The following is a 23,142-nucleotide window of genomic DNA, read 5'->3' on the forward strand; positions in this document are numbered from 1 at the left end:
TCGCCCATGGGTCGGAATCGCCGGCGGGTTGGAATCGCCGGCGGGGCGGAATGACCGACGGCCGGAATCTCCGGGGCCTGCGATCAGTCGCGCGCGACCTGGAAGCCGGCGAACGACTGGCTGACCGGCATCACTTCGAGGCGATTGATGTTCAGGTGGGCCGGCAGCGAGGCGACCCAGAAGATCTGTTCGGCGATGTCCTCGGCGGTCATCGGGTTGGCGCCGGTGTAGAGCTTGTCCGAGGCCGCCTGGTCGCCATGGGTGCGGACCACGGTGAACTCGGTTTCCGCCATGCCCGGCTCGATCGTGGTCACGCGCACGCCACTGCCGTGCAGGTCCGAGCGCAGGCCGAGCGAGAACTGGCTGACGAAGGCCTTGGTGCCGCCATAGGCATTGCCGCCCGGATACGGGTACACGCCGGCGACCGAGCTGATGTTGATGATCGCGCCCTTGCGCGCGACCAGCTGCGGCAACAGGCGATGGGTCAGCGTCACCAGGGCGGTGACGTTGGTGTCGATCATGGTGCGCCAGTCTTCCAGCGAGGCGCTCTGGGCCGGGGCGGTGCCCTGGGCCAGGCCGGCATTGTTGACCAGCAGGTCGATGTCGGCGAACCCGGCCGGCAGGGCGGCCAGGGCCGCTTCCATCGCCACGCTGTCGCGCACGTCGAACACCGCGGCATGCACGCGCTCGGGACCGTAGGCATCGACCAGCGGCTGCAGGCGCTCGGCCCGGCGCCCGGTGGCGATCACGCGCCAGCCGGCCTGGGCGAAACGGTGGACGGCGGCGGCGCCAAAGCCGGAGGTGGCGCCGGTAATCAGAGCGGTACGGGTCATCGAGGTACTCCGTGAAGATCCCGACCATTTTCGCACCGATGCCCGCCCGGTGCAGAGCCGGGCGCTGCTCCGCTGCCTGCCGCTACGGGGCGTCGCGTCAGCGGATGCGGAACACGCGCGCCTTGGGCAGGTCCTCATCCACCTGCAGGAACCAGCGGCCGGCGATGCCCGGCACCACGACGATCTCGGGGTTGCTGCGGGCGGTCTTGAGCGTCATCTCGCCCTTGAGCACCTGCCACTGCTGGCCGTTGTCGAGGGTGAACACGGTGCCGGGGGCCCAGCCGTCCACCTGGCCGGTGACCTTGGCGTGGATCGGGCCATCGTCCAGCCCGGGAAACATCGGGGCCGGTGTTGGTAGACCTGGGCCTGCGGCCGGCGCCGCCGCGACGGCCACCGGTGCCGGGGCGTCGGCCTCGGCCTGGCGCAGCAGGCGGTTCAGCGTCTGCAACTGGCCCGGGGTCAGCCCGACCTCGGCCAGCGCCTGCGGATCCAGCCGCTGTTCCAGCGCCACATAAGGGGTCTGCGCCCCTGCCTGGCCCGCCAGCAACATGCCCACACACCCGAGTACCTGCCACCTGCGCATTGCCTGCTCCACTGCCTGTCGATGCCTGATCGCGGCACTGTGCTTCACTTTCATGGCAGCCAGATGACAGCGACCACCGGTCGCAGCCGGCCGCGCGCCCGGCACGGGGTAAAATGGCCGCCAGCCGCGCAGCCGCGCCGGCGGTATTGGACGTCCCATGATCAACAACGATGTACTGCGCAGCATCCGCTACATGCTCGACCTCAGCGACGGCATGATCGCCGACACCTGTGCCCTGGCCGATCCGGCCTTCGTGGTCGACAAGGCCGATGTGGCCGGCTGGCTGCGCAAGGAAGACGAAGAAGGCTTCGTGCCCTGCGACGACCGCACCCTGGCGCATTTCCTGGATGGCCTGATCGTGCATTTCCGCGGCCGCGACGAGAGCCAGCCGGTCCGCCCGGTGGAAAAGCGCATCACCAACAACCTGGTGCTGAAGAAGCTGCGCGTCGCCTTCCAGCTGAAGGACGTGGACATGCACGAAGTGTTCGACGCTGCCGGTTTCTCGGTCTCCAAGCCGGAGCTGTCCGCGCTGTTCCGTCAGCCGGACCACAAGAACTACCGCGCCTGCGGTGACCAGATGCTGCGCAATTTCCTCAAGGGCCTGACCCTGCGCGTGCGCGCCGCCTGAGGGCGTCCTGGGTGCGTGGCGCCGGTGTCGGGGCCACGTGCTGCAGCAGTTCCTCCATGAAGGCCCGCGCAGCCGGCGTGGGCAGGTTCGACCAGACCGCATGCACGCGCCGGGTCGGTGCACCCTGGATTGCCACACAGGCAACGCCGCTGAAACCGGCGGCGATCGCCTGCGGCACGATGCCGACCGCCAGGCCCTGCTGCACGAAGCGCTCGACCAGCGCCATGTGATTGATCTCGAACGGCACCCGATGGGGCAGTCCGGCGGCGGCGAAGGCCTCGTCGGTCTGCCGGCGGGCCCCACTCCCCTGCGGGAAATCCACCAGCGGCAGCCCGGCCAGCGTCGCCAGCGAGAGCCGTCTGCGCGTCGCCAGTGGATGGGCGGGCGGCAGCACGGCGACCATCGATTCCTCGGCCAGCAATCGGTGCTGGGCGCCCTCGATCGGCGTGCCCGGCGACAAGCCCACCAGCGCCACGTCCAGCCGCCGCTCGCGCACATCGGCCATCAGCACTTCGCTCTTGTCCATGCGCAGGCGGAACTCGACCTGCGGATAGCGCCGATGGAACGTCGCCAGGCACGCGACCAGATCCACGGCGGTCAACGAAGTGATCTGGCCGATGTGCAGGATGCCACGCACCTGGCCACCGACGGCGGCAACGTCATCGCGCAGATGCCGCAGCGAGGCGAGCACCTGGCGTGCGTGCGTCAAGAGTGCTTCACCGGCGGGCGTTACCCTGACCTGGCGCGGCAGGCGCTCGAACAGCGTGGCCTGCAGTTCGTCCTCGAGATGGGCGATCTGGTGGCTCAGCGCCGACTGCACGACGTGGCAGCGCTGCGCGGCACGGGTGAAGTTGCCCTCCTCGGCCAGCGCGACCGCGAACTCGAGCTGCTTGAGCTTCATCACACCATCTCATTTTCAGATGCATCGGATGATAACTATTCATTTCCCTCATTTGTGGATCAGGCGGACACTGGCGCCCCTTCTTATCCGGAGCCCGTCATGACCCACGACGTGCCCTCGCCGCTCAGCCGCTGGCAGGTCCTGCTGATGGCCTTCGCCACCGGTGTGGCCGTGGCCAGCAACTATTACGCGCAGCCGCTGCTGCACACCATCGCCGGGGAGTTCGGGGTGTCGTTCGCACGTGCCGGCACGGTGGTGACCGTCGCCCAGCTGAGCTATGCCGCCGGCCTCATCCTGCTGGTGCCGCTGGGCGATCTGTTCGAGCGCCGCCGGCTGATCGTGGTGATGTCACTGCTGTCGGCCTCCGGCCTGGTGCTGAGCGCGCTGAGCCATCAGTTCGTATGGCTGCTGGTGGGCACCGCGCTGACCGGCCTGTTCTCGGTGGTGGCGCAGGTGCTGGTGCCGTTCGCAGCAACGCTGGCGCGGCCGGAGGAGCGCGGCCAGGTAGTCGGCACGGTGATGAGCGGCCTGCTGCTCGGCATTCTGCTGGCACGCACCGTGGCCGGGGCGCTGTCCTCGCTGGGCGATTGGCGCACGGTGTACTGGATCGCCGCGGCCGCGCTGGTGCTGACCACCGGCATGCTCTATCGGCATCTGCCGCGCTTCCATCAGACCGCCGGGCTGGGCTATCTGCAGCTGCTGCGCTCGATTGGCACGCTGTTCGCGCAGGAGCCGGTGTTCCGCCTGCGTACCGTACTGGGCGCGCTGAGCTTTGCGATGTTCGCGATCTTCTGGACGCCGCTGGCGTTCCTGCTGGCGGCCGAACCCTATGACTACAGCGATGCGACGATCGGCCTGTTCGGGCTGGTCGGTGCGGCCGGCACGCTGGCCGCGGGCGTGGCCGGGCGCATGGCCGACCGTGGCAAGGCCGCCCTGGCCACCACCGTGGCGCTGGTGCTGCTGGCCGCATCGTGGCTGCCGCTGGGCTTTTCCACGCACTCGTTGATCGCGCTGGTGCTGGGCGTGATCGTGCTCGACCTGGCCGCGCAGCTGCTGCACGTGAGCAACCAGAACGTGGTGTATGCGCTGCGCCCGGAGGCCCGCAACCGGCTCAATGCCGGCTACATGACCGGCTACTTCATCGGTGGCTCGCTGGGTTCCTTGGTCTCGGCGCAGGTTTTCGATCGCTTCGGCTGGACCGGTGTGTGCGTCACCGGTGCCTGCGTTGCGGTGGTGGCGATGGGCATCTGGGCGATGTCGCAGGCAAGGCGGCGGGCGTAGCGCCCGCGCACCTCAGAAACTCGTCTGCACCGCGACCTCGAGGCGCGATCCCGCGTTGCCCGGGAACAGCCGCTTGGCGGCGCCGTCGGTGTCATGCCCGGTCACCCGCAGCTCCCACGGTCCGTGCACGCGCCATACCACGCTGAGCTGGCCGTGCAGGTAGTCATCGGCCTGCGCGCTGTCCAGCCAGTAGCGGCCCACAGCCCCTTCGATACGCCACTGCTCCCCCAGCGGCAGGCGCGCACCGAGCTGGGCGTAGGTGCCGCCATGGCCACCGGCCAGCGCGTTGTCGGAGACGCCGACCTGCAGCCAGGCGCGCTGCCGCCAGGTGACGGTGCCATTGAGCTCGGTCCAGTCCAGATCGACCGTGGCGGACGGATAGACGTAGCGGGTCAGATTGACGTCCACGCTCCAGTCCGGCGTCACCGCCCCGCTCCAGCCGGCGACAAGATCAAACTCGCTGCGCGCGCCGTTGTCCGGCCGGAACGAGACACCCGAGCCCCACGCCGAGGCATACCAGCCGTTGGACGCACTGAGTTTCACGCCCGCCTGCACGGCCGGATCGCCGTCGCTCTGCGAGCTGCCGCGCCAGACGTAGTCCGAGGTCAGCGTCGCATTGCCTTCCACCGCGGCCGCGGCCGCACCGCTCATGACCAGCCCCACCAGCACCACGCCGCAGCGCAGGCGCTGTTTCGAATAGTTACCCACCACGTGTCCCGCTCCAGATGACGGCCGCGCCGTCGAGAGCGACAGTGTCCTCAGGACCGGCGTAAAGCCGCCATGGCGTAGCCACCCGATCGGCGCAACGTTTCTGTAAATCCTGCGTCAGGGTGGTGCCCGGGGGTGCGCGGTATCATGGCCGCTCTGACCTGTTGCGAGTAATGGCGTGGACGCGATCCTGACCCCGGTATCGATTGGCGAGCTGATCGACAAGATCACCATCCTGGAAATCAAGGCCGAACGCATTGCCGATGCCGGCAAGAACGCCAACGTCCGCAAGGAACTCGACGGTCTGTGGCCGCTGTGGCAGCAGCAGGTGGGCGCTCAGCCCGGGCTGGAGGCGCTGAAGACGCAGCTCAAGGCGATCAACGAGCGCATGTGGGAGATCCAGGACCAGCTGCGCGACAAGGAAGCAGCACAGGTCTTCGACGATGCCTTCATCCAGCTGGCCCGCGGCGTCTATGGCACCAATGGCGAGCGGGTCAAAGTGAAGAACGAGATCAACCGCATCGCCGGCTCGCAGCTGGTCGAAGAGAAGCAGTACCAGGGCGAGTGATCCCGCCGCTTTACACCGGGCTCAGTGCCCGGTCGCGGCCCTGAATCGTTCGCGGTCCTGCTGGGTCCGCCGGCGGATTTCGGCCAGCGCTTCATTCTCGGTGGCTTCCAGCATCGATTCGAACAGCCGCTGGAAGTGGTTGCGCATGGCCAGCCGCGCCGCCGCCGGGTCGCGCTGGCGCAGCGCATCGAGAATACGGGTGTGTTCTTCGTCGCGGGTGTCGTCGTCGTTGTGGCAGACGTTGGCGTAGACCTGCTTGACCCGCGGCAGCTCGTTGCGCATCCGCCAGATCAGCTGCACGCAGTGCTCCACCACCGGGTTGCCGGCGATGCGTGCAATCGAAAGGTGGAACTGGCGATCGGCCTCGCTGGCCGCCGCTTCGCCCGAGTTGGGATCGACCATGGCCGCGATCAGGCCGGCCAGGTCCTCCAGTTCGGCATCGGTGATGCGGCTGGCGGCCATCGCCGCGGCCTCGGCCTCGATCACCGCGCGTGCGGCGGTGAGGTCGAACGCCGAGACGTCGGGCAGTGCGCCCGGCGCCTGCGACGGCTTGGCCTTCACGTACACGCCGGAGCCGGTCTTGATGGTGATCAGGCCCTGCGCTTCCAGCGCGATTTCCGCCTCCCGCACCGTCACCCGGCTCACGCCCAGGCGTTCGGCCAGGTCGCGTTCGCCCGGCAGGCGCGAGCCCGGCGGGAATTCGCCCTTCTCGATCAGCGCGACGATTTCGGCGGCAATGGACTGGTACAGACGGGGTTCGGACATCATCAAAGGCCTGCTGACAGGTGGCTGGGGACCGACACGCGACCGCGCCTTCAGAGAGCGGCGCGGTCGGAAAAACCGCGCCACTGACCTCAGAAGCGGTAGCGCACCCCCAGATAATACCGCCGCCCGTACGTGGTGTACTCGCGGAAGCTGCCGAGGATGGGCATATCCGACACCCGCGGCTCATCGGTGAGGTTGCTGGCCGACAGCGACAGCGACAGGTGCTTGTTCACCTTGTAGGTGGCGCGGAAGTCCAGCGAGCCATTGTCCCGCACATAACGGTTCTGCGACGGGTCGCCGACAAACTGCTGGTAATAGTCGGAGCGGTACTTGTAGATCGCCTGCAGATCGAGCTTGCCCAGGCCCCAGTACACCTGTGCCGAGGCCACATGCTTGGAGAGGCCGAAGATGTTGGCCGGCTCGACGATGCCCGGGGTCACCACGCCGGTGGTGGGGTCGGTGGACTCGCCCAGGCGCAGGTCTTCGGTCTTGAAGTTGGAATCGGCGTAGTTGTAGCTGGCCTTCACGCCCAGCCCGGAGAAGATGCCCGGCAGGTAGGAGAAGCTGTGGGAGGCGGTGAACTCCACGCCGAACAGATCGCTCTTCTGGTCGCTGGTGGCCAGCTGCTCCACCGGCACGGTCACGCTCTGGCCGTCGATATCGAAGGATTCGTTGACGATCACCGGCATCGAGCCGCCGTTGAACTGCTTGTAGTAGAGCGCACCGGACAGCATGGTGTCTTCGTTGGCATACCACTCCAGCGAGAGGTCGCCGTTCCACGACATCAACGGCTTGGCGCGCGGGTTGCCGGTGGCGGTGATGCTGCGCAGTGCATCGCCGACGCTGTTGAACTCGGTATCCACCTCACCCAGGTTGAAGGTGCGGCCGAAGCCTTCGGCGGCCAGGTCCGGACGCGACATCGCCCGATAGGCACCGACGCGCAGCAGCAGGTCCGGGCGCAGCTCGAAGGCGGCATTGAAGCTGGGCAGCCATTCGGTGTTGCTGGACTTGAGCACCTGCGAGGTGAAATCGCCGGTGGGCTCCAGGGTCACGGTGCCGTCGGGGTTGTTGATCACATCCAGGCCGCTGCGCAGGCCGACCGAACGCACCTCGGTGCGCACGCCACGCACGCCGATGTTGCCGGTCACCGGCAGGCCGAACCATTCGGCGCTGTAGTCGCCCATCAGGTAGAGCGCGCTGGTCTTCTCGGTGACATCGTTGTTGGCCGGGTTGCGCAGGTCCGCGCTGAGGCCGGTGTCGTCCACGCCGGTGAAGGCCTTGAACAAACAGCGGCTGTCGAAGCTGGCCCACTGGTCGATGGTGTTGCCGCTGGCGTTGTCCAGGAAATCGTCCTGCGGGAACGCCTGGCGGCAGGCCAGGTTGGCGGCGCGGATCGCGGCGACATTGGTGGTGGTGACATCCACGGTGTCGGTGTAATCGGTGTAGGTGGCCTCGGACCGGCGCAGGCCGCCCTTGATCGCGGTGAAGAAGCCGCTTTCCGGGGTGAACGTGGCATCGAAGCGGCCCGCGCGGATGGTGTGCTCGCGGTTCTGCTGGCGACGACGCACCAGCGCCGAATCGGTGAAGTTGTCCGGGTTGTTCACGTCGAACGCCGGATCCAGAGAGATGCTCGGCACATCGCCGCTGTAGTCGTAGGTGTAATCGACGTAGCGCGTGTTCTTGATGCCGCCGACCGGCTGGCCGTTGACGTCGGTGCGGCCGGCGCGCAGGCGGGTGCTGCGTTCGATCTGGTCACGCAGGGTGTTGGAGTAGGACAGATCGGTGGACAGCGTCCACGCCGGGCTCGGCCGGAAGATCACGTTGAGCCCGCCACCGGTGTATTCCTCCTGGCGCTCCAGGAAGTTGCCGGTGGAATCGACCGTGGTGCTGCCGGTGTGGTGCAGCAGCGCGCCATCGTCGGTGACCACGCGGTTGTTGAGGTTGCGCATCATCGAGGACAGCGACAGATCCGAGCGGTCCTCGGTGTAGTCGCGCTTGGAGTGCTGGTAATCCAGGTTCACTTCCACCGTATCGCTGGGCCGCCACTGGAGCGCGGCGAACTGCGAATCGCGCTTGTCGTGCTCGATGAACTGGCGGTAGATGCGGCTGCTGGGCACCAGGTAGTACGGCACGCCGTTGGCCACGTCCTTGCCGTTGACCTGGGTGCAGTTGCGCGTCGCGCCGACCACTTCACGGCCATCGCATGCGACCCAGGTGGAGCTGCTGGAGAACATTTCTTCCGGGTTGCTGCCTTCCAGCGCCTGCACGCCGATGGAGACACCGAGCTTGCCGGCGTTGCCCATGTCGAACTGGTCGATGTAGCTGGCGGTACCGCGCCAGCCCACGCCGTCCTTGTCCTTGAGCCGATCGTCGTACTCCTGCCAGGTGCCGCGGCCGTCGAGCTGGAACGTGCGTTTGCCGTATTCCAGCGGCTTGACCGTCTCCATGTTGATCGTGCCGGCCACGCCGCCTTCGACGAAGTCGGCGCGCTGGGTCTTGTAGATCGCCACGGTGTTGATCAGCTCGGACGGGAACTGGTTGAAGTTCACCGAGCGGTCGCCGCTGCCATTGGTGGCCTCGCGACCGTTGAAGGTGGACGAGCCGAGGAACGGCCCAAGGCCACGGATCGAGATTTCCGAGGCACCGCCCTTCTCGCGATGGGTGGACGCCCCGGTGATGGTTTCGATCGCTTCACCGATCGACAGGGCCGGCAGATCGCCGATGTCGTCGGCCGCCAGCACGTCGGAGACCACGGTCTCCTCGCGCTTCTTGTCGATCGAGGTCTGGATGGTGCCGCGGATGCCGGTCACCTGGACCTGGTCCAGCGTGGTGGCTTCAGCCGGCGGCGTGGCCGGGGCATCGGCGTCCTGTGCGTGGGCCAGCGGCAGGGCCGCGGTGGCACACAGGGCATAGAACAGCGCGCTGTGCAGCGCGGTGTGGCGGAGGCCTCGTGGCGAGGCCGTACGGCGGTCATGCAACATCGTGATCTCCCTCCCAGGATGGATCGTCCGATTACACGGATTCGATCCGGAAGATTCACGACTGATGGACCAATGTCAATAAATTGGTACTAAAGTCTACCCCGCACTACCGTCCAGACCACTTTGCACGGATTTAATGTGCGGACGCAGCAGAAAAATGCGCAGATCGCATACCACATGCACCTAAAGTGGTATGCGATTGTGGTTGACGTGCACGTCCGGCAACCTGTTAGGATCGTGGCTCGCGTTGGTCGCTACGGTTCATCTGGGAGGGTAACCCGTGACTTTGCAACACTCGCATGCGCCGTTGGCGCTGCGCCCCATGGCCAAGGCCCTGCTGGTGAGCCTGTCGCTGGCGACGTTCCCTGCCGTCGCGGCCGATTACCTGGTGCGCGATGCTGCTGCATACGCCACCGCGGTACGCGCCCTCGCCCCCGGCGATACGGTGGTCCTGGCGGATGGCGTCTGGCGCGACGTCGACCTGCTTTTCCGGGGTACCGGCAAAATTGGTCAACCAATTAAGTTGACGGCGCAGACCCCCGGCAAGGTGATTCTCAGCGGCCAGTCCCAGCTGAGGTTGGCCGGTGCGCATCTGGAGGTCTCCAACCTTGTGTTCCGCGATGGCTGGGCACCCGGCGGTGAAGTGATCTCCTTCCGGCGGTCGGCCAGCGAGTGGGCCGACCACAGCCGCGTTACCGGGATCGTGATCGACCGCTACAACAAGCCCGACCGCCAGCAGTCCGATCACTGGGTGGCGCTGTACGGCCAGCACAACCGCTTCGACCACAACCAGCTGGTGGGCAAGACCAATGCCGGCACCACCCTGGTGGTGGTGCGCAACGCCACCAGCGGCCTGGACAACCAGCACCGCATCGACCACAACTGGTTCGGCCCGCGCCCCAACCTGGGCTCCAACGGCGGCGAGACGATGCGCATCGGCACCAGCCACGATTCGCAGTCCGATTCGCGCACCGTAGTGGAGAACAACTGGTTCGAGCAGTGCGATGGCGAGGTCGAGATCGTCTCCAACAAGTCCGGTGGCAACACGTACCGCGGCAACGTCTTCCAGGACTCGCGCGGCTCACTGGTGCTGCGCCACGGCCATGGCAATCTGGTCGAGCGCAATGTGTTCCTCGGCCATGGCAAGGCGCATACCGGCGGGGTGCGCGTGATCAACCGCAACCAGACCGTGCGCGACAACTACTTCGAAGGCATCGCCGGCGACAACTTCGCCGCGGCCCTGAGCGTGATGGCGGGTACGCACAACGCGCCATTGAACCGCTACGAGCAGATCGACCATGCGGTGATCGAACGCAACAGCTTCATCCAGGTCGGCACCCTGCTGCTGGGCGCGGGGCTGGATGAGGAGCGCAATGCGATGCCGGTGAACAGCCGCATCGCCGGCAACCTGTTCATCGGCGATGGGAAACGCGATCTGCTGCGCACGCAGGGTGACCTCTCCGGCATCACCTTCGCCGGCAACCTGCAGAGCCCTGCCGTGTCAGCCGGCTTCCCCGGCGGTGTCCGCGGCCAGTCCCTGACCCTGCAGCGCGCGGCCAACGGCCTTCTCTACCCCACCACCGCGGTCGATGCCGGCGCCCCGCGCGACCTGACGCCGATCGCGCGCGACCAGGTCGGCGTGGACTGGTACCCCAAGACCCTGCCGGCCACCGCACTGGATAGTGGCGCCGTGCGCCAGGTCGCACCGGGCGAGGACACGTTGACCGCCGCCGTGGCCGCCAGCGCGCCGGGCGACCGGCTACAGCTGCAGCGCGGCCGCTATACCGTGAGCCAGGTGCTGGCGGTGGACCATCCGCTCAGCGTGCTCGGCCCCGCGCGCGGCCAAGCCAGCGTGCAGTTCTCGCGGCCGAGCCTGTTCGAGATCGGCGCGGGCGGTTCGCTGCGCCTGGCGCGGCTGGACATCGACGGCGCGCTCGCACCGGACGCCGCCGGCAACGCAGTGATCCGCGTGCCGCCCGGCAGCCAGGCCTTCAACTACACGTTGCTTGTCGAAGACAGCCGCGTACACGGGCTGACCGCCAACAAGGCCTTCGACGTGATCGCCACCGGCAAGGGCAGCCTGGCCGCGCGGATCGCGCTATCGAACGTCACGGTGGAGGACGTCAGCGGCAGCGTGATCGCCGCGGCCGCCGAGACCGATGACCTCGGCACCTACAACGCCGAGCAGGTCGATCTGCTGGATTCCCGCTTCCGCCGCATCGGCGGACCGGTGTTGAACCTGTATCGCGGCGGCACCGACGAAAGCACCTTCGGCCCGGCGCTGCAGGTGCGCGGCAACCAGTTCGAGCAGGTGGGCGTGGCAGATGACACCAGCCTGCGCCTGCATGGCGTGCAGTTCGCCAGCATCCGCGACAACCGCTTCGACCGCAGCGGCCGCATCCGTTTCAGCCATCGCGTCGGGGAACCCACCCTGCGCATGGGCGACAACCCGCTGACGGCCACCGCGCCGTTGCTGTCCGATACCCCTGTTGAGGCCCTGCCATGAATCACGCCCCGCCCCTGATGCTGCTGCTCGCCGCCACGCTTGGCGGGGCCGCATTGCCCGCTGCGCAGGCCGCCCCCGCCGCCCGGCAGGCGCCCGCCGACGCTGCCACCGCGCCGGTGCTGGTCACCGCCGCGCAGTGGACGCAGATGCGGGCCGAGGGCGCGCGCTCGCCGCTGTTCGCCAAGGAACAGCAGCGGGCCGAGCAGCGCGTGCGCGCGATGATGACGGCCGGTATCGATGTGCCGGTGCCCAAGGACAAGGGCGGTGGCTACACCCACGAACAGCACAAGCGCAATTACCAGGCCATCCAGGCGGCCGGCGCGCTGTACCGCCTGACCGGTGACAAGGCGTATGCCACCTTCGCCCGCGACCTGCTGCTGGGCTACGCCAAGCTCTACCCGGGCCTGGGCGCGCACCCGCAGGGCCGCGGCCAGATCCCCGGCCGGTTGTTCTGGCAGACCCTCAACGATTCGGTCTGGCTGGTCAGCGCCGCGCAGGGTTACGACGCGATCCGCGACACGCTCAGTGCCGCCGACCGCGAGACCATCGATACGCATGTGTTCCGCGCGATGGCCGATTTCCTGTCCGGCACGCCGGAGAACTTCGACAAGATCCACAACCACGCCACCTGGGCTGTCGCTGCCGTGGGCATGACCGGCTACGTCCTGCGCGATACCGGCTACGTCGACAAAGCCCTGCAGGGCAGCAGACGCGATGGCAGCGCCGGCTTCCTGAAACAGGTCGATCAGCTGTTCTCGCCGGACGGGTATTACGAAGAAGGCCCGTACTACCAGCGGTATGCGCTGGCCCCGTTCATCCTGTTCGCCAATGCCATCGAGCGCAACGAACCGCAGCGCGGCATCTTCAAGCGCCGCGACGGCGTGCTGCTCAAGGCCGTGGATGCGCTGGTGCAGAGCAGCTACGGCGGCTACTTCTTCCCGATCAACGACGCCATCCTCGACAAGGGCCTGGACACCGAGGAACTGGTGGCCGGCATCGATATCGCGTACGCGCAGACCGGCGATGCCCGCCTGCTTTCGGTGGCCCAGACGCAGAAGCGCGTGCTGCTCTCGCCGGAGGGCCTGCAGGTGGCCCAGGCGCTGGCCGGGAACAAGGCCAAGCCATTCGCCTTCGTCCCCACCCTGCTGCGTGACGGCCCGGACGGCACCGAAGGCGCGCTGGCGATCCTGCGCATGGGCGGCGAGGACGGCCAGGCGCTGGTGATGAAGAACACCAAGCAGGGCATGGGCCACGGCCACTTCGACAAGATCAACTGGCTGTTCTACGACAACGGCCAGCGCGTGGTCACCGATTACGGCGCCGCGCGCTTCCTCAACATCGAGGCGAAGGCCGGCGGCATCTACCTGCCGGAGAATGCCAGCTGGGCACGGCAGACCATCGCGCACAACACGCTGGTGGTGAACGAGCAGAGCCACTTCGGTGGCGACTGGAAGAAGGGCCAGCCACTGGCACCGATCCCGCTGCTGTTCGCGGTCAGCGACGACACCCAGATCGCTTCGGCGCGGATGGAGGGGGCCTATGACGGCGTCAGCTTCACCCGCACCCAGGCGCTGCTCTCGCATCCTGCGCTGGGCGAACCGGTGGTGCTGGATCTGCTGCGCGTCACCGGCGCCAAGGCCGCGCGCTATGACCTGCCGCTGCACTTCAATGGGCACATCATGGACGTGGGCTTCAAGAGCCAATCCGCGGTTGCCGCGCGTCCGGTGCTGGGCAAGGCCAACGGCTACCAGCATGTCTGGATCGATGCGGCCAGCGAGCCGACCAGCGAGGCGCGCAGCCTCACCTGGCTGCTCGACGGTCGTTTCTACACGTACCGTTTCGCCAGCACTGCACCCTCGCGCGCGTTGATCGGCGAGAGCGGTGCGAACGATCCGTCGTTCAACCTGCGCCGCGAGCCGATGCTGCTGCAGCGCGTGGATGGCCAGGCGGCCACCACGTTCTACGGCGTGCTCGAACCGCACGGCCAGTACGACGGCACCGCCGAAACCGTGCGCGGCGCCAACAGCCGCATCGACCGTCTCACCCACTACCGCGGCAAGGATGCGGACGTGCTGGTGCTCGACCTGGCCGGTGGCAAGCGCCTGGCGCTGGGCATCGCCGATGACCCGGCCAAGGGTGGCGCACATGAAGTCAGCGGCGGCGGACACAGCTGGCGCTGGGACGGCGGCTGGAAGCGCTTCGATACCAGCACGGGCAAGGACGGCAAATGAAAGTCACCACGCAGGCCCGCACCTATGTCCGTTGGCTGATCGTGGCGCTGATCGCCGTGGCCACGGTGATCAACTACATCGACCGCAACGCGTTGGCCGTGATGTGGCCGCAGATTTCGCAGGATGTCGGCGCGACCAAGGAGGACTACGCGCTGCTGGTCACGGTGTTCATGCTGTTCTACGCCGCCGGCCAGTTCGTGTTCGGGCGCCTGTTCGACATCATCGGCACGCGGCTGGGCTTTGCGCTGTCGATCGCGGTGTGGTCGGTCTCGATCGCGCTGCACTCGGTCACCCACTCCATCCTGTCCTTCAGCATCGTGCGCGCCATGCTCGGGATCAGCGAAGCCGGTGCATGGCCGGGCGCGGTCAAGGCCAATGCCGAGTGGTTCCCGGCGCGTGAGCGTGCGCTGGCGCAGGGCGTGTTCAACGCCGGCGCCTCGATCGGCGCCATCATCTCCGCGCCGCTGATCGCCGTGCTGTTCCTGTGGCTGGGCTGGCGCGGCACGTTCATCCTGATCGGTGCGATCGGCTTCATCTGGCTGCTGCCGTGGCTGATCATCTACCGCGCCGGACCGGACAAGCACCCGTGGGTGAGCGCGGCCGAGCGTGCGTTGATCCTGGATGCGCCGGCCGAGCAGCCTGCGGAGCCGGTCGCCGAGTACGTACCGAACGTGCGCCAGCTGCTGGGCCACCGCCAGACCTGGGGCATCCTGATCTCGCGGTTCTTCCTGGACCCGATCTGGTGGCTGTTCGTGTCGTGGCTGCCGATCTACCTGGCCGACACCTTTGGTTTCGACATCAAGCAGATCGGCATCTTCGCCTGGGTGCCCTACGTCGGCGCGATGATCGGCAGCCTCGGTGGCGGCTGGTTGTCCGGCCGCCTGATCGGCGCCGGCTGGAGCGTGGACAAGGCGCGCAAGGTGGTGATCACCCTGGGCGGCGCGATCATGGCGCCGGCGCTGATCGGCGCGGTGCTGGCCACCGATCCGGTCTGGGCGGTCGTCACCATCGCCTTCGTGCTGCTCGGCTTCCAGATCGCCATCGGCAACATCCAGACCCTGCCCGGCGACATCTTCAGTGGCAAGTCGGTCGGCTCGGTCGCCGGCCTGGGTGGCATGGCCGCGGTGGCCGGCACGCTGATCACCACCTGGCTGGTGCCGGCGATGACCCACGAATCCTACGCACCGATTTTCATCCTGGTGGCGGCCCTGGTGCCGGCCTCCCTGCTGGCGCTGTGGCTGGTCACCGGTCGCGTGGAAAAAATCCACGGCCCGGTCGAGCGCCGCTGAGTCCCCTTCTTCCCTTTCCCCCAACGCATCACAGGAGTGTTTCATGACCCAATTCAAGGACAAGGTGGCGATCGTCACCGGTGGCGGCCGTGACATCGGCCGCGAGATCTCGCTCAAGCTGGCCGCCGCCGGTGCCAAGGTCTGCATCAACTACGCCAACGACGAAGCCAGCGCGCAGGAGACCCTCAAGCAGGTCGAGGCCGCCGGCGGTACCGCGATCGTGCATCGCGCCGACGTCACCGATGCCAAGGCGGTGGCGGCGATGGTCGCCGCGACCCAGGCCGCGTTCGGCCCGCAGATCGATGTACTGGTGAACGTGGCCGGTGGCATGGTCCAGCGCCGTCCGCTGGCCGAGATCGACGAGGCGTTCTTCCACAAGGTGATGGACCTCAACATGAGCTCGGTCTACCTGACCACGCATGCGGTGGTACCGCACATGCCCGAGGGCGGCGCGATCGTGAACTTCGCTTCGCAGGCCGGCCGCGATGGCGGTGGCCCGGGCGCGACGATCTACGCCACCGCCAAGGCCGCGGTGATGACCTTCACCCGTGCCATGGCGAAGGAGCTGGGGCCGCGCGGCATCCGCGTCAACGCGCTGTGCTGCGGCATGATCGCCACCCGCTTCCATGACGAGTTCACCAAGCCGGAAGTGCGCACCGCGGTGGCCGGCAACACGCCGCTGCGCCGCCAGGGCCGCCCGCAGGAAGCCGCCGATACCGCCGTGTACCTCGCGTCGGATGCGGCCGGTTTCATCACCGGTGCCAACGTCGACGTCAACGGCGGCACCTACTTCTCCTGATTGACCCGCTGACCGCCTGGGAGGGCCGCCATGCTGCGCTGGATCACTGCATTCTCTCTTGCACTTGCCACCAGCGCCGCGGCGCTGCCCGCCCAGGCCCAGGTCTGGGTGCCGGCCTGGACCGCTTCGCCGGCCCCGGACCGTCTCGATGGCACCCCCGAGGCCCCGGTACAGTTCGCGAACCAGACCGTACGCCAGGACATGCGCCTGGCCAGTTCGGCCCGCGCCCTGCGCTTCCGCATCAGCAATGAACTCGGCCAGGCACCGCTGCATATCGGCAGTGCCTCGGCCCATCTCACCGGCACCGCCACCGCGGCCAAGCCGGTCACTTTCAATGGACGTGGCGATGTCGTGGTGCCGGTCGGCGCCGCCCTGCTCAGCGACCCGGTCGCGATCACCGCACCGGCGCTGGCCGACGTCTCGCTCACCGTGTACTTCCCGGATGCCACCCGCCCTGCCGTGCGCCGCACCGCGCTGCGCATTGCCGACGGCCGCGCTGCCACCGTGGGCGATGCAGTCAAACTCGCCTACCGGCAGAACGTGGTCTCCGCCGTGCTGGCCGAACGTACCCGCAAGCCTGTCGTGGTGATCGCCCTCGGCGACTCGATCACCGAAGGCGCCACGGCCACCCGCGGCAGCAACGGCGACTGGCCCGCACTGCTGTCCGCCCGCCTGCAGCAGGCCTGTCCGGACCAGGTGGTGGTGGTCAACGCCGGCATCAGTGGCAACAAGGTGATGGACCATGGCCGCAGCCACAGCGCGCTGGCGCGGCTGGACCGCGATGTGATCGCGCTGCCGAACGTGGACCGCGTGATCCTGTTCGAAGGCATCAACGACATCCGCCACGACGGTGGAACCCCGCCCGTGGCCGGCCGCAACGCCGAGGACATGGTGCTGGGCTACCGGCAGATCGCGGAGCGCCTGCACAGTAACGGCATCCGCCCGATCGCTGCCACGATCACCCCCTTCGGGGGTTCGGACCGGTACGAGCCGATCGCCGCCGCCACCCGCACCACGCTCAACACCTGGATGCGCGGCGGCCGCAGCGGCTTCGATGGCCTGATCGACTTCGACCAGATCCTGCGCGACCCGGCCAACCCGGAGAACCTGCCCGAGGACATCACCCGCGACCACCTGCATCCCAACGATGAAGGCTACCGGCGGATGGCCGACGGCATCGATCTGGCCCTGCTCGGGTGCCCGGCGCGATGAGTGCCCAGACCTTCCGGGTTGCGCCTGACAGGGGCCAGCGCTGGGACGCACTGGCGCTGGGCGAGGTGATGCTGCGCTTCGATCCCGGCGAAGGCCGGATCCGCAGCGCGCGCCAGTTCACCGTGTGGGAAGGCGGCGGCGAGTACAACGTCGCGCGCGGCCTGTGCAGCACCTTCGAGCATCGCACCGGCGTGCTTACCGCCCTGCCGCGCAATGAGCTCGGCCTGCTCGCCCGGCAGCTGATCCAGGCCGGTGGCGTGGATGCCGGCCAGATCGTCTGGCGTGACTACGACGGCATCGGCCGCAACACGCGCATGGGGCTGAACTTCACCGAACGTGGCTTCGGCGCACGTGCGCCGCTGGGCATCTCCGATCGCGCGTACTCGGCCGCCTCGCAGCTGCAGCCGGAGGCGTTCGACTGGGATGCGCTGTTCGGCCAGCACGGCGTGCGTTGGCTGCACACCGGTGGGATCTTCGCCGCCCTGTCCGAGCACAGCGCGGCGACGGCGATCACGGCGGTGCGTGCCGCGCGGCGGCACAGCGTGGCGGTCTCCTACGACCTCAACTACCGTGCCAGCCTCTGGAACAGCCATCCCGATCCGGACGCCGCGCGCCACGCCAACTGCGCGATCGCTGCCGAGTGCGACCTGCTGATCGGCGATGAGTATTCGTTCGCCGCGTGCCTGGGCATGGACCTGAGCGATCTCGGGCGTCGCCACACGCCGATGGATGTCGGCCCGGCCGAGGCCGCCGCGGTGCGTGCACTGGACCGGTTTCCCACGCTGCAGGCCGTGGCCTTCACCCTGCGCGACGCCGCCACGGCGGCCCGGCATGGGTGGGCGGGTGCGCTGCGCACGCGGGCGCAGCTGTATGTCTCCGACGCGCGCGAAGTGGACCTGCTCGACCGCGTCGGCGGTGGCGATGCCTTCGTGGCTGGCGTGGTGCATGCCCTGCTCAGCGGCAAGGGCGAGCAGGCGGCGGTGGACCTGGGCGCCGCGCATGGCGCGTTGGCGATGTCCACCCCGGGCGACTACGCCATCACCAGCCTGGCGGAAGTGGAGGCCGTGGCGCGGGGCGACAGCGCCGCCGCGAAGCGTTGACTCTGCCCGGGATCAGTCCCGGGTCGGCAGCGCGCGCATCGCCAGCACCACCGCCGCCAGCAACCGCGCCCGCCCCACGCCGTCGCGGGCCTGGGTCGAAATGCCATGCAGCACGGTGGCGTAGTAGTCGCCGAGCGCCTGCACGTCCACGCCGTCGGCAAGCTCACCTGCGCTGGCGGCCTGCTGCAGGCGGGCGATGATCGACTGGGTGCGCTGGCGGCGGTGTTCGGCCAGCCAGTCCATCACCGCTTCATTCTCCGGTGCCGTACTGGTCGCCGCCGAGACGACCAGGCAGCCCTGCGCGCGACCACGCCGGGTGTAGGTGAGTACCGCGTCATGCAGCATGCGTTCGATTGCCGGGCGCACCGCCTGCTCGCGCAGGGCACGGTCGGCGAAGCCGCCGTCGCCGGCTTCGTACAACGCCACGGCCTCGCGGAAGAGCTGCTCCTTGCTGCCGAAGGCGGCGTAGATCCGCGCCGACGCGATGCCCAGCGCTTCCACCAGCGCCGACATCGACGTGCCTTCATAGCCACGCGCCCAGAACAGCAGCATGGCCTGCTTCAGGGCGTGGTCTTTGTCGAATTCGCGCGGGCGTCCGGCCATGGGGCATCACTACAGGGAAGAAACGTTGCGGCGATTCTAACGATACCGAGCGTTGACCGGGATCATCCGTGCGCCTATTCTTTGTCGCTCGACAAACAATAAGGCGACATCCGATGCGCACCATCAAAGGCCCCAGCCTGCACCTGGCCCAGTTCAGTGCAGACCAACCCCCGTTCAACGGCCTGCCCTCGATCGCCGCCTGGGCGGCCAGCCAGGGCTTCAAGGCCCTGCAGATCCCGGCCTGGGACGAACGCTTGTTCGATGTGGAGAAAGCCGCGCACAGCCAGCAGTACTGCGATGACATGATCGCGATGCTGGCCGGCCACGGGCTGGTGATCAGCGAACTCACCACGCACATCTTCGGCCAGCTGGTGGCGGTGCACCCGGCCTACGACGCCCTGTGCGACAGCTTCGCTCCCGCGCACCTGCAGGGCGATCCGGCCGCGCGCAGCGCGTGGGCGGTGGAGCGCATCAAGCTGGCCGCCCAGGCCTCGCAACGCCTGGGCCTGGACCGCATGGGCACCTTCTCCGGTTCGTTCGCCTGGCCCTACCTGTTCCCCTTCCCGCAGCGCCCGGATGGTTTGATCGAGGCCGCGTTCGAGGAGCTGGCGCGGCGCTGGCTGCCGATCCTGGAGGTGTGCGACGCCCACGGCGTGGACCTCTGCTATGAGATCCATCCCAGCGAAGACCTGCACGACGGCACCAGCTTCGAGCGCTTCCATGCCGCCGTCGGTGGCCACCGGCGCTGCCGGATCCTGTTCGATCCCAGCCACTTCGTGCTGCAGCAGCTCAATTACCTGGACTTCCTGGATATCTACCGCGACTTCATCGGCATGGTTCATATCAAGGACGCGGAGTTCAACCCCAGCGGGCGCCAGGGCATCTACGGCGGTTACAGCGGCTGGACCGAGCGTGCCGGTCGCTTCCGCTCGCTCGGTGATGGGCAGGTGGACTTCAAGGGCATCTTCTCCAAGCTGGCCCAGTACGACTACGACGGGTGGGCCACGCTGGAATGGGAGTGCTGCCTGAAGAACCAGGAAGACGGCGCGCGCGAGGGCGTGGCCTTCATCAACGCCCACATCATCAAGGTCACCGACCGCATCTTCGACGATTTCGCGGGCGCACCGGTCAGTCGTGCGCAGATCCACGGCATGTTGGGGATCCTCTGATGATTCTGGAACTTGAAGGCGTCAGCCACCGCCACGTGCGTATCGACGGGCGCAGCGTGCATTGCGCCCTGCTCGGCGAAGGCCGGCCGGTGCTGCTGATCCCCGGCTGGCCGCAGACCTGGTATGCCTGGCGCCATGTGATGCAGGCACTCGCCGCGCAGGGGTTCCAGGCAATCGCCGTGGATCCGCCGGGGACGGGCGATTCGGATACGCCTGCGCAGGGCTATGACACCGGCAACATCGCCGCCACGCTGCATGCGGTGATGCAGCAGCTGGGCCACGCGCGCTACCAGGTGGTGGGCCATGACGTCGGCATGTGGGTGGCCTACGCGCTGGCCAGCGACCAGCCGCAGGCGGTGCAGCGCCTGGCCATCACCGAAGCGGTGATCCCCGGCCTGGCCGATGCACCGCCTGTGTTCGTGGCGCCGGAGGACAACATCTTCCTGTGGCACTTCATGTTCAACCAGGTGCGCGACCTGCCCGAGGCGCTGATCGCCGGCCGCGAGCGGGCCTACCTGACCTTCATGTTCGACCGCTGGGCGCATCGCCGCGAAGCGGTCGCCAGCGAGGTCTACATCCGGGCGTACGCGGCACCGGGCGGGCTCAGCGGTGGCTTCGGCTACTACCGGGCGATCCCGGAGACGATCCGTCAGAACCGGCAGCGCGCGCTCACCCCGTTGGCCATGCCGGTGCTGGCGATCGGCGCCGAGCACGCCACCGCCGACATGCCGATGGACACCATGCGCGCGCACGCCAGCGACCTGCGCGGCACGATGATCGCCGACTGTGGCCACTTCGTCATGGAAGAAGCGCCGGAGGCGTTCCTGGCGCAGCTGCTGCCGTTCCTGCAGCCGGAAATCACCGCATGAGCCTGGACCCGGACATCACCCGCTTCCTGTCCACCCTGCCGCCGCCGGAGGCGGTGGCAGGGATGTCGCTGGCGGAATTGCGCAGCGCGAGCGAGAGGGCCCTGCCCACCCTGCACGGGCCATTGGAGGTCGTCGAGTCCGTCCGCGATTTCAGCGTGGAGACCGGCGACGGCCAGGCCATCGCCGTGCGTGCCTACTGGCCCGCCGGACACCGGCGGGGCCAGCTGCGCGCGGGGCTGGTCTTCGCCCATGGCGGCGGCTGGTTCCAGTGTTCGCTGGCGGTCTACGACAACCCGTGCCGGGCGCTCGCCAACGCGACCGGCTGCGTGGTGCTGTCGGCGGACTATCGGCTGGCACCGGAACACCGCTTCCCGATCCCGCTGGAGGACGTGTACGCCGCCCTGTGCTGGGCAAGCCGCCACGCGACCACGCTCGACATCGATCCGGCACGGCTGGGGGTGGGCGGCGACAGTGCCGGCGGCAACCTGGCCGCGGCCGTGGCGCTGCTTGCCCGCGACCGTGGTGGGCCGACCATCGATCACCAGCTTCTGCTGTATCCCGCACTCGACACCGTCACCGACCACGACAGCCACCAGCGCTTCGGCGAGGGCCATTACCTGACGACTGCGTTGATGCAACGCTGCTGGGAGGCGTATCTCAACCCCGGCGACGACGCCAACGCCTACGCCGTGCCAGCGCGCGCGAAAGACCTGCGCGGGCTGCCCCCGGCCACGGTGCTGGTGTGCGCGTACGACCCGCTGCGTGATGAAGGCGAACAGTACGCCGCGCGCCTGCGCCAGGCGGGCGTAGCGGTGACCTGCGAACGCCTGCCCGGCATGATCCACGCATGCCTGCACCTGCTGGGGTTGGCGCCGGCCACGCGGATGCTGCTGGATCGAAGTGCCGCGCTGTTGGCTGAGCGGGTGTAGCCCCGCTACCACCTCAACCGGCAAGGTCCTGCACTGCCGGGCCTTGCAATCAAGGTGGAGTCATCGAAAGCTGCGCCATCGCGCGCAGCGCAGAAAGGGTCAGCGGCGCGGGCAGCGCATCCGGCGGGAACCAGCCCAGTGCAAGCAACGCTTCCGGTTCCTTCACTGCCGCGATGGACGCATCCCGCGTGCGCACGACATACACCGGCGCCACCCAGTGCTGCCCCAGCGCCGGTTCGAAGTGATCCACGACGCACAGCAGCCGTTCGACGGTCACCTCGAGTCCGGTTTCTTCCAGGACTTCGCGCACCACGGCATCTTCGACCTTCTCCATCCAATCGACCTTGCCGCCGGGCAGGCCCCAGTGGCCCTGTTCGGGCTGACGCCCGCGCTGGACCAGCAGGATCGCGCCATCGGCGCGCTGGATGACGGCACCGCAACCGAGGCGGGGTTGCTGCAGCGCAGGGGACTCGGACATCAGGCATCTCCATGACAGTGCCTCATTATCCCTCTCCCCGCGGAAACCGCGCCCACGAAAAAGGCCCGGCAATGCCGGGCCTTTCCTGCCACGCCGATCAGGCGCGTGGCGATGCGGTCACGCTGGGATTACCAGCTGAAGCGCGGGCCGACCGACCATTCCTTGTCACCGTGGCGATCCATCTTGATGTCGCCGTTGATGCCCCAGTTCTGGTTCAACTTCACCTGGCCACCCAGGCGGCCGTAGAACTGGCCATCCGGATTGACGCCGTGCTTCTTGCTGTAATCCTCGTAGCCGGCCATCGCATAGACTTCGGCGTGCTGGCCGAACGCGGTACGGATACCGGCTTCAGCGCTGTAGCCGTTGAAGTCCAGGCCTTCCTTCGGGTCGAACTTGTTGTAGGCAACGCGACCCACGAAGTCGGTGCTGTTGCCGATTTCCTGGTTGTAGCCCACGCCGACGCGCCACTGGTCGATCTTGAAGTCACCGATGTCGGTCTTCTGCTGGTTGTACTCACCGAAGGCGTGGAAGTTCGGGTGGAAGGCGTAGGAACCCTTCACGCCCCAACCATCGGCCTTGCCGCCATCTGCGTCGGTCTTGACGTAGTCGGCTTCAGCGTAGTTGTAGGACAGGCCTTCAGCCGCCGAAGCGGTGAACGGGAGGGCGGCAGCCAGGGCCAGAGCAATCAACGAAGTCTTCATGGGGGTAC

General features: G+C 67.8%; 21 protein-coding genes. 12 read left to right on the forward strand and 9 right to left on the reverse strand.

The genetic code is table 11. The annotated features are described in order from the left end of the window. Positions 1-83 precede the first annotated feature (83 nt). Complete coding sequence (locus ABE434_RS07615) at positions 84-833, reverse strand: SDR family NAD(P)-dependent oxidoreductase (RefSeq protein ID WP_176990950.1); 750 nt, start codon at positions 831-833, stop codon at positions 84-86. Positions 834-930: 97 nt separating this feature from the next. Then, positions 931-1,416 (reverse strand): hypothetical protein, encoded by a 486-nt coding sequence (locus tag ABE434_RS07620; RefSeq protein WP_346478400.1) that lies wholly within the window; start codon positions 1,414-1,416, stop codon positions 931-933. 157 nt (positions 1,417-1,573) lie between these two features. Between ABE434_RS07620 and ABE434_RS07625 the strand changes: the two genes are divergently transcribed. Further along, positions 1,574-2,044 (forward strand): DUF1456 family protein, encoded by a 471-nt coding sequence (locus tag ABE434_RS07625; protein WP_176990948.1) that lies wholly within the window; start codon positions 1,574-1,576, stop codon positions 2,042-2,044. On the opposite strand, the gene ABE434_RS07630 is transcribed toward ABE434_RS07625, so the two are convergent. Then, the gene (locus tag ABE434_RS07630; protein ID WP_346478401.1) at positions 2,010-2,945 is read right to left on the reverse strand and encodes a LysR family transcriptional regulator; all 936 of its coding nucleotides are present in this window, start codon (positions 2,943-2,945) and stop codon (positions 2,010-2,012) included. The genes ABE434_RS07625 and ABE434_RS07630 overlap by 35 nt on opposite strands. Before the next feature lie 99 nt (positions 2,946-3,044). Between ABE434_RS07630 and ABE434_RS07635 the strand changes: the two genes are divergently transcribed. Next, positions 3,045-4,226, forward strand: a complete 1,182-nt coding sequence (locus ABE434_RS07635) for an MFS transporter (protein WP_346478402.1) — start codon at positions 3,045-3,047, stop codon at positions 4,224-4,226. A 12-nt stretch (positions 4,227-4,238) separates the two neighbouring features. Here the strand turns inward: ABE434_RS07635 and ABE434_RS07640 are convergent, their stop codons facing one another. Next, positions 4,239-4,877, reverse strand: a complete 639-nt coding sequence (locus ABE434_RS07640; RefSeq protein WP_346478514.1) for a TorF family putative porin — start codon at positions 4,875-4,877, stop codon at positions 4,239-4,241. Between the two features lie 235 nt (positions 4,878-5,112). Between ABE434_RS07640 and ABE434_RS07645 the strand changes: the two genes are divergently transcribed. Beyond that, positions 5,113-5,502, forward strand: coding sequence for a DUF6165 family protein (locus ABE434_RS07645; protein ID WP_176990945.1), 390 nt, complete (start codon positions 5,113-5,115; stop codon positions 5,500-5,502). A gap of 21 nt (positions 5,503-5,523) precedes the next feature. Here ABE434_RS07645 and ABE434_RS07650 read toward each other — a convergent pair whose 3' ends face one another. Continuing rightward, positions 5,524-6,267 carry a FadR/GntR family transcriptional regulator gene (locus tag ABE434_RS07650; RefSeq protein ID WP_179460437.1) on the reverse strand — a complete coding sequence of 248 codons (744 nt, stop codon included), beginning with the start codon at positions 6,265-6,267 and terminating at the stop codon, positions 5,524-5,526. Between the two features lie 89 nt (positions 6,268-6,356). Continuing rightward, on the reverse strand, positions 6,357-9,248 hold the full coding sequence (locus tag ABE434_RS07655; RefSeq protein WP_346478403.1) for a TonB-dependent receptor: 2,892 nt from the start codon (positions 9,246-9,248) through the stop codon (positions 6,357-6,359). A gap of 280 nt (positions 9,249-9,528) precedes the next feature. Between ABE434_RS07655 and ABE434_RS07660 the strand changes: the two genes are divergently transcribed. From ABE434_RS07660 to ABE434_RS07685, 6 genes are read left to right on the forward strand one after another with little or no spacing between them, the layout of a single operon-like run. After that, positions 9,529-11,754, forward strand: coding sequence for a polysaccharide lyase 6 family protein (locus ABE434_RS07660; RefSeq protein WP_346478404.1), 2,226 nt, complete (start codon positions 9,529-9,531; stop codon positions 11,752-11,754). A gap of 17 nt (positions 11,755-11,771) precedes the next feature. Beyond that, positions 11,772-13,985, forward strand: coding sequence for an oligoalginate lyase (locus ABE434_RS07665; RefSeq protein WP_346478515.1), 2,214 nt, complete (start codon positions 11,772-11,774; stop codon positions 13,983-13,985). Next, positions 13,982-15,274 carry an MFS transporter gene (locus ABE434_RS07670; RefSeq protein ID WP_346478405.1) on the forward strand — a complete coding sequence of 431 codons (1,293 nt, stop codon included), beginning with the start codon at positions 13,982-13,984 and terminating at the stop codon, positions 15,272-15,274. Before ABE434_RS07665 ends, ABE434_RS07670 begins: the two co-directional genes overlap by 4 nt. Positions 15,275-15,317: 43 nt before the next feature. Next, positions 15,318-16,073 carry a glucose 1-dehydrogenase gene (locus ABE434_RS07675; protein WP_346478406.1) on the forward strand — a complete coding sequence of 252 codons (756 nt, stop codon included), beginning with the start codon at positions 15,318-15,320 and terminating at the stop codon, positions 16,071-16,073. A 30-nt stretch (positions 16,074-16,103) separates the two neighbouring features. Further along, positions 16,104-17,285 carry a GDSL-type esterase/lipase family protein gene (locus ABE434_RS07680; protein ID WP_346478407.1) on the forward strand — a complete coding sequence of 394 codons (1,182 nt, stop codon included), beginning with the start codon at positions 16,104-16,106 and terminating at the stop codon, positions 17,283-17,285. Then, entirely contained in the window at positions 17,282-18,385 is a 1,104-nt protein-coding gene (locus ABE434_RS07685; protein ID WP_346478408.1) for a sugar kinase, read from the forward strand. The genes ABE434_RS07680 and ABE434_RS07685 overlap by 4 nt, the downstream gene beginning before the upstream one ends. A 12-nt stretch (positions 18,386-18,397) precedes the next feature. Here ABE434_RS07685 and ABE434_RS07690 read toward each other — a convergent pair whose 3' ends face one another. Then, on the reverse strand, positions 18,398-18,988 hold the full coding sequence (locus ABE434_RS07690) for a helix-turn-helix domain-containing protein (protein ID WP_346478409.1): 591 nt from the start codon (positions 18,986-18,988) through the stop codon (positions 18,398-18,400). 113 nt (positions 18,989-19,101) lie between these two features. Between ABE434_RS07690 and ABE434_RS07695 the strand changes: the two genes are divergently transcribed. The 3 genes from ABE434_RS07695 to ABE434_RS07705 are packed head-to-tail and all read left to right on the forward strand — an operon-like array spanning position 19,102 to position 21,955. After that, positions 19,102-20,157 carry a sugar phosphate isomerase/epimerase family protein gene (locus tag ABE434_RS07695; protein WP_346478410.1) on the forward strand — a complete coding sequence of 352 codons (1,056 nt, stop codon included), beginning with the start codon at positions 19,102-19,104 and terminating at the stop codon, positions 20,155-20,157. Then, positions 20,157-21,026 (forward strand): alpha/beta hydrolase, encoded by an 870-nt coding sequence (locus ABE434_RS07700; RefSeq protein ID WP_346478411.1) that lies wholly within the window; start codon positions 20,157-20,159, stop codon positions 21,024-21,026. The genes ABE434_RS07695 and ABE434_RS07700 overlap by 1 nt, the downstream gene beginning before the upstream one ends. Continuing rightward, positions 21,023-21,955, forward strand: a complete 933-nt coding sequence (locus ABE434_RS07705; RefSeq protein ID WP_346478412.1) for an alpha/beta hydrolase — start codon at positions 21,023-21,025, stop codon at positions 21,953-21,955. Before ABE434_RS07700 ends, ABE434_RS07705 begins: the two co-directional genes overlap by 4 nt. Before the next feature lie 49 nt (positions 21,956-22,004). Here the strand turns inward: ABE434_RS07705 and ABE434_RS07710 are convergent, their stop codons facing one another. Both ABE434_RS07710 and ABE434_RS07715 read right to left on the reverse strand, forming a co-directional pair. Next, the gene (locus tag ABE434_RS07710; protein WP_346478413.1) at positions 22,005-22,433 is read right to left on the reverse strand and encodes an NUDIX domain-containing protein; all 429 of its coding nucleotides are present in this window, start codon (positions 22,431-22,433) and stop codon (positions 22,005-22,007) included. A 128-nt stretch (positions 22,434-22,561) separates the two neighbouring features. Then, complete coding sequence (locus ABE434_RS07715) at positions 22,562-23,134, reverse strand: Ax21 family protein (protein WP_176990938.1); 573 nt, start codon at positions 23,132-23,134, stop codon at positions 22,562-22,564. Between the last annotated feature and the right edge of the window lie 8 nt (positions 23,135-23,142).

Origin of the sequence: Stenotrophomonas sp. TWI1183 (genome assembly GCF_039673115.1) — a bacterium.
GTDB classification, from domain to species: Bacteria; Pseudomonadota; Gammaproteobacteria; order Xanthomonadales; family Xanthomonadaceae; genus Stenotrophomonas; species Stenotrophomonas maltophilia_AA.

Excerpts from the sequence above, each read along its gene's own strand:
- ABE434_RS07615 (WP_176990950.1), bottom strand. The coding sequence starts at position 833 with ATGACCCGTACCGCTCTGATTACCGGCGCCACCTCCGGCTTTGGCGCC.
- ABE434_RS07620 (WP_346478400.1), bottom strand. The coding sequence starts at position 1,416 with ATGCGCAGGTGGCAGGTACTCGGGTGTGTGGGCATGTTGCTGGCGGGC.
- ABE434_RS07625 (WP_176990948.1), top strand. The coding sequence starts at position 1,574 with ATGATCAACAACGATGTACTGCGCAGCATCCGCTACATGCTCGACCTC.
- ABE434_RS07630 (WP_346478401.1), bottom strand. The coding sequence starts at position 2,945 with ATGAAGCTCAAGCAGCTCGAGTTCGCGGTCGCGCTGGCCGAGGAGGGC.
- ABE434_RS07635 (WP_346478402.1), top strand. The coding sequence starts at position 3,045 with ATGACCCACGACGTGCCCTCGCCGCTCAGCCGCTGGCAGGTCCTGCTG.
- ABE434_RS07640 (WP_346478514.1), bottom strand. The coding sequence starts at position 4,877 with ATGAGCGGTGCGGCCGCGGCCGCGGTGGAAGGCAATGCGACGCTGACC.
- ABE434_RS07650 (WP_179460437.1), bottom strand. The coding sequence starts at position 6,267 with ATGTCCGAACCCCGTCTGTACCAGTCCATTGCCGCCGAAATCGTCGCG.
- ABE434_RS07655 (WP_346478403.1), bottom strand. The coding sequence starts at position 9,248 with ATGTTGCATGACCGCCGTACGGCCTCGCCACGAGGCCTCCGCCACACC.
- ABE434_RS07665 (WP_346478515.1), top strand. The coding sequence starts at position 11,772 with ATGCTGCTGCTCGCCGCCACGCTTGGCGGGGCCGCATTGCCCGCTGCG.
- ABE434_RS07670 (WP_346478405.1), top strand. The coding sequence starts at position 13,982 with ATGAAAGTCACCACGCAGGCCCGCACCTATGTCCGTTGGCTGATCGTG.
- ABE434_RS07675 (WP_346478406.1), top strand. The coding sequence starts at position 15,318 with ATGACCCAATTCAAGGACAAGGTGGCGATCGTCACCGGTGGCGGCCGT.
- ABE434_RS07680 (WP_346478407.1), top strand. The coding sequence starts at position 16,104 with ATGCTGCGCTGGATCACTGCATTCTCTCTTGCACTTGCCACCAGCGCC.
- ABE434_RS07685 (WP_346478408.1), top strand. The coding sequence starts at position 17,282 with ATGAGTGCCCAGACCTTCCGGGTTGCGCCTGACAGGGGCCAGCGCTGG.
- ABE434_RS07690 (WP_346478409.1), bottom strand. The coding sequence starts at position 18,988 with ATGGCCGGACGCCCGCGCGAATTCGACAAAGACCACGCCCTGAAGCAG.
- ABE434_RS07695 (WP_346478410.1), top strand. The coding sequence starts at position 19,102 with ATGCGCACCATCAAAGGCCCCAGCCTGCACCTGGCCCAGTTCAGTGCA.
- ABE434_RS07700 (WP_346478411.1), top strand. The coding sequence starts at position 20,157 with ATGATTCTGGAACTTGAAGGCGTCAGCCACCGCCACGTGCGTATCGAC.
- ABE434_RS07705 (WP_346478412.1), top strand. The coding sequence starts at position 21,023 with ATGAGCCTGGACCCGGACATCACCCGCTTCCTGTCCACCCTGCCGCCG.
- ABE434_RS07710 (WP_346478413.1), bottom strand. The coding sequence starts at position 22,433 with ATGTCCGAGTCCCCTGCGCTGCAGCAACCCCGCCTCGGTTGCGGTGCC.
- ABE434_RS07715 (WP_176990938.1), bottom strand. The coding sequence starts at position 23,134 with ATGAAGACTTCGTTGATTGCTCTGGCCCTGGCTGCCGCCCTCCCGTTC.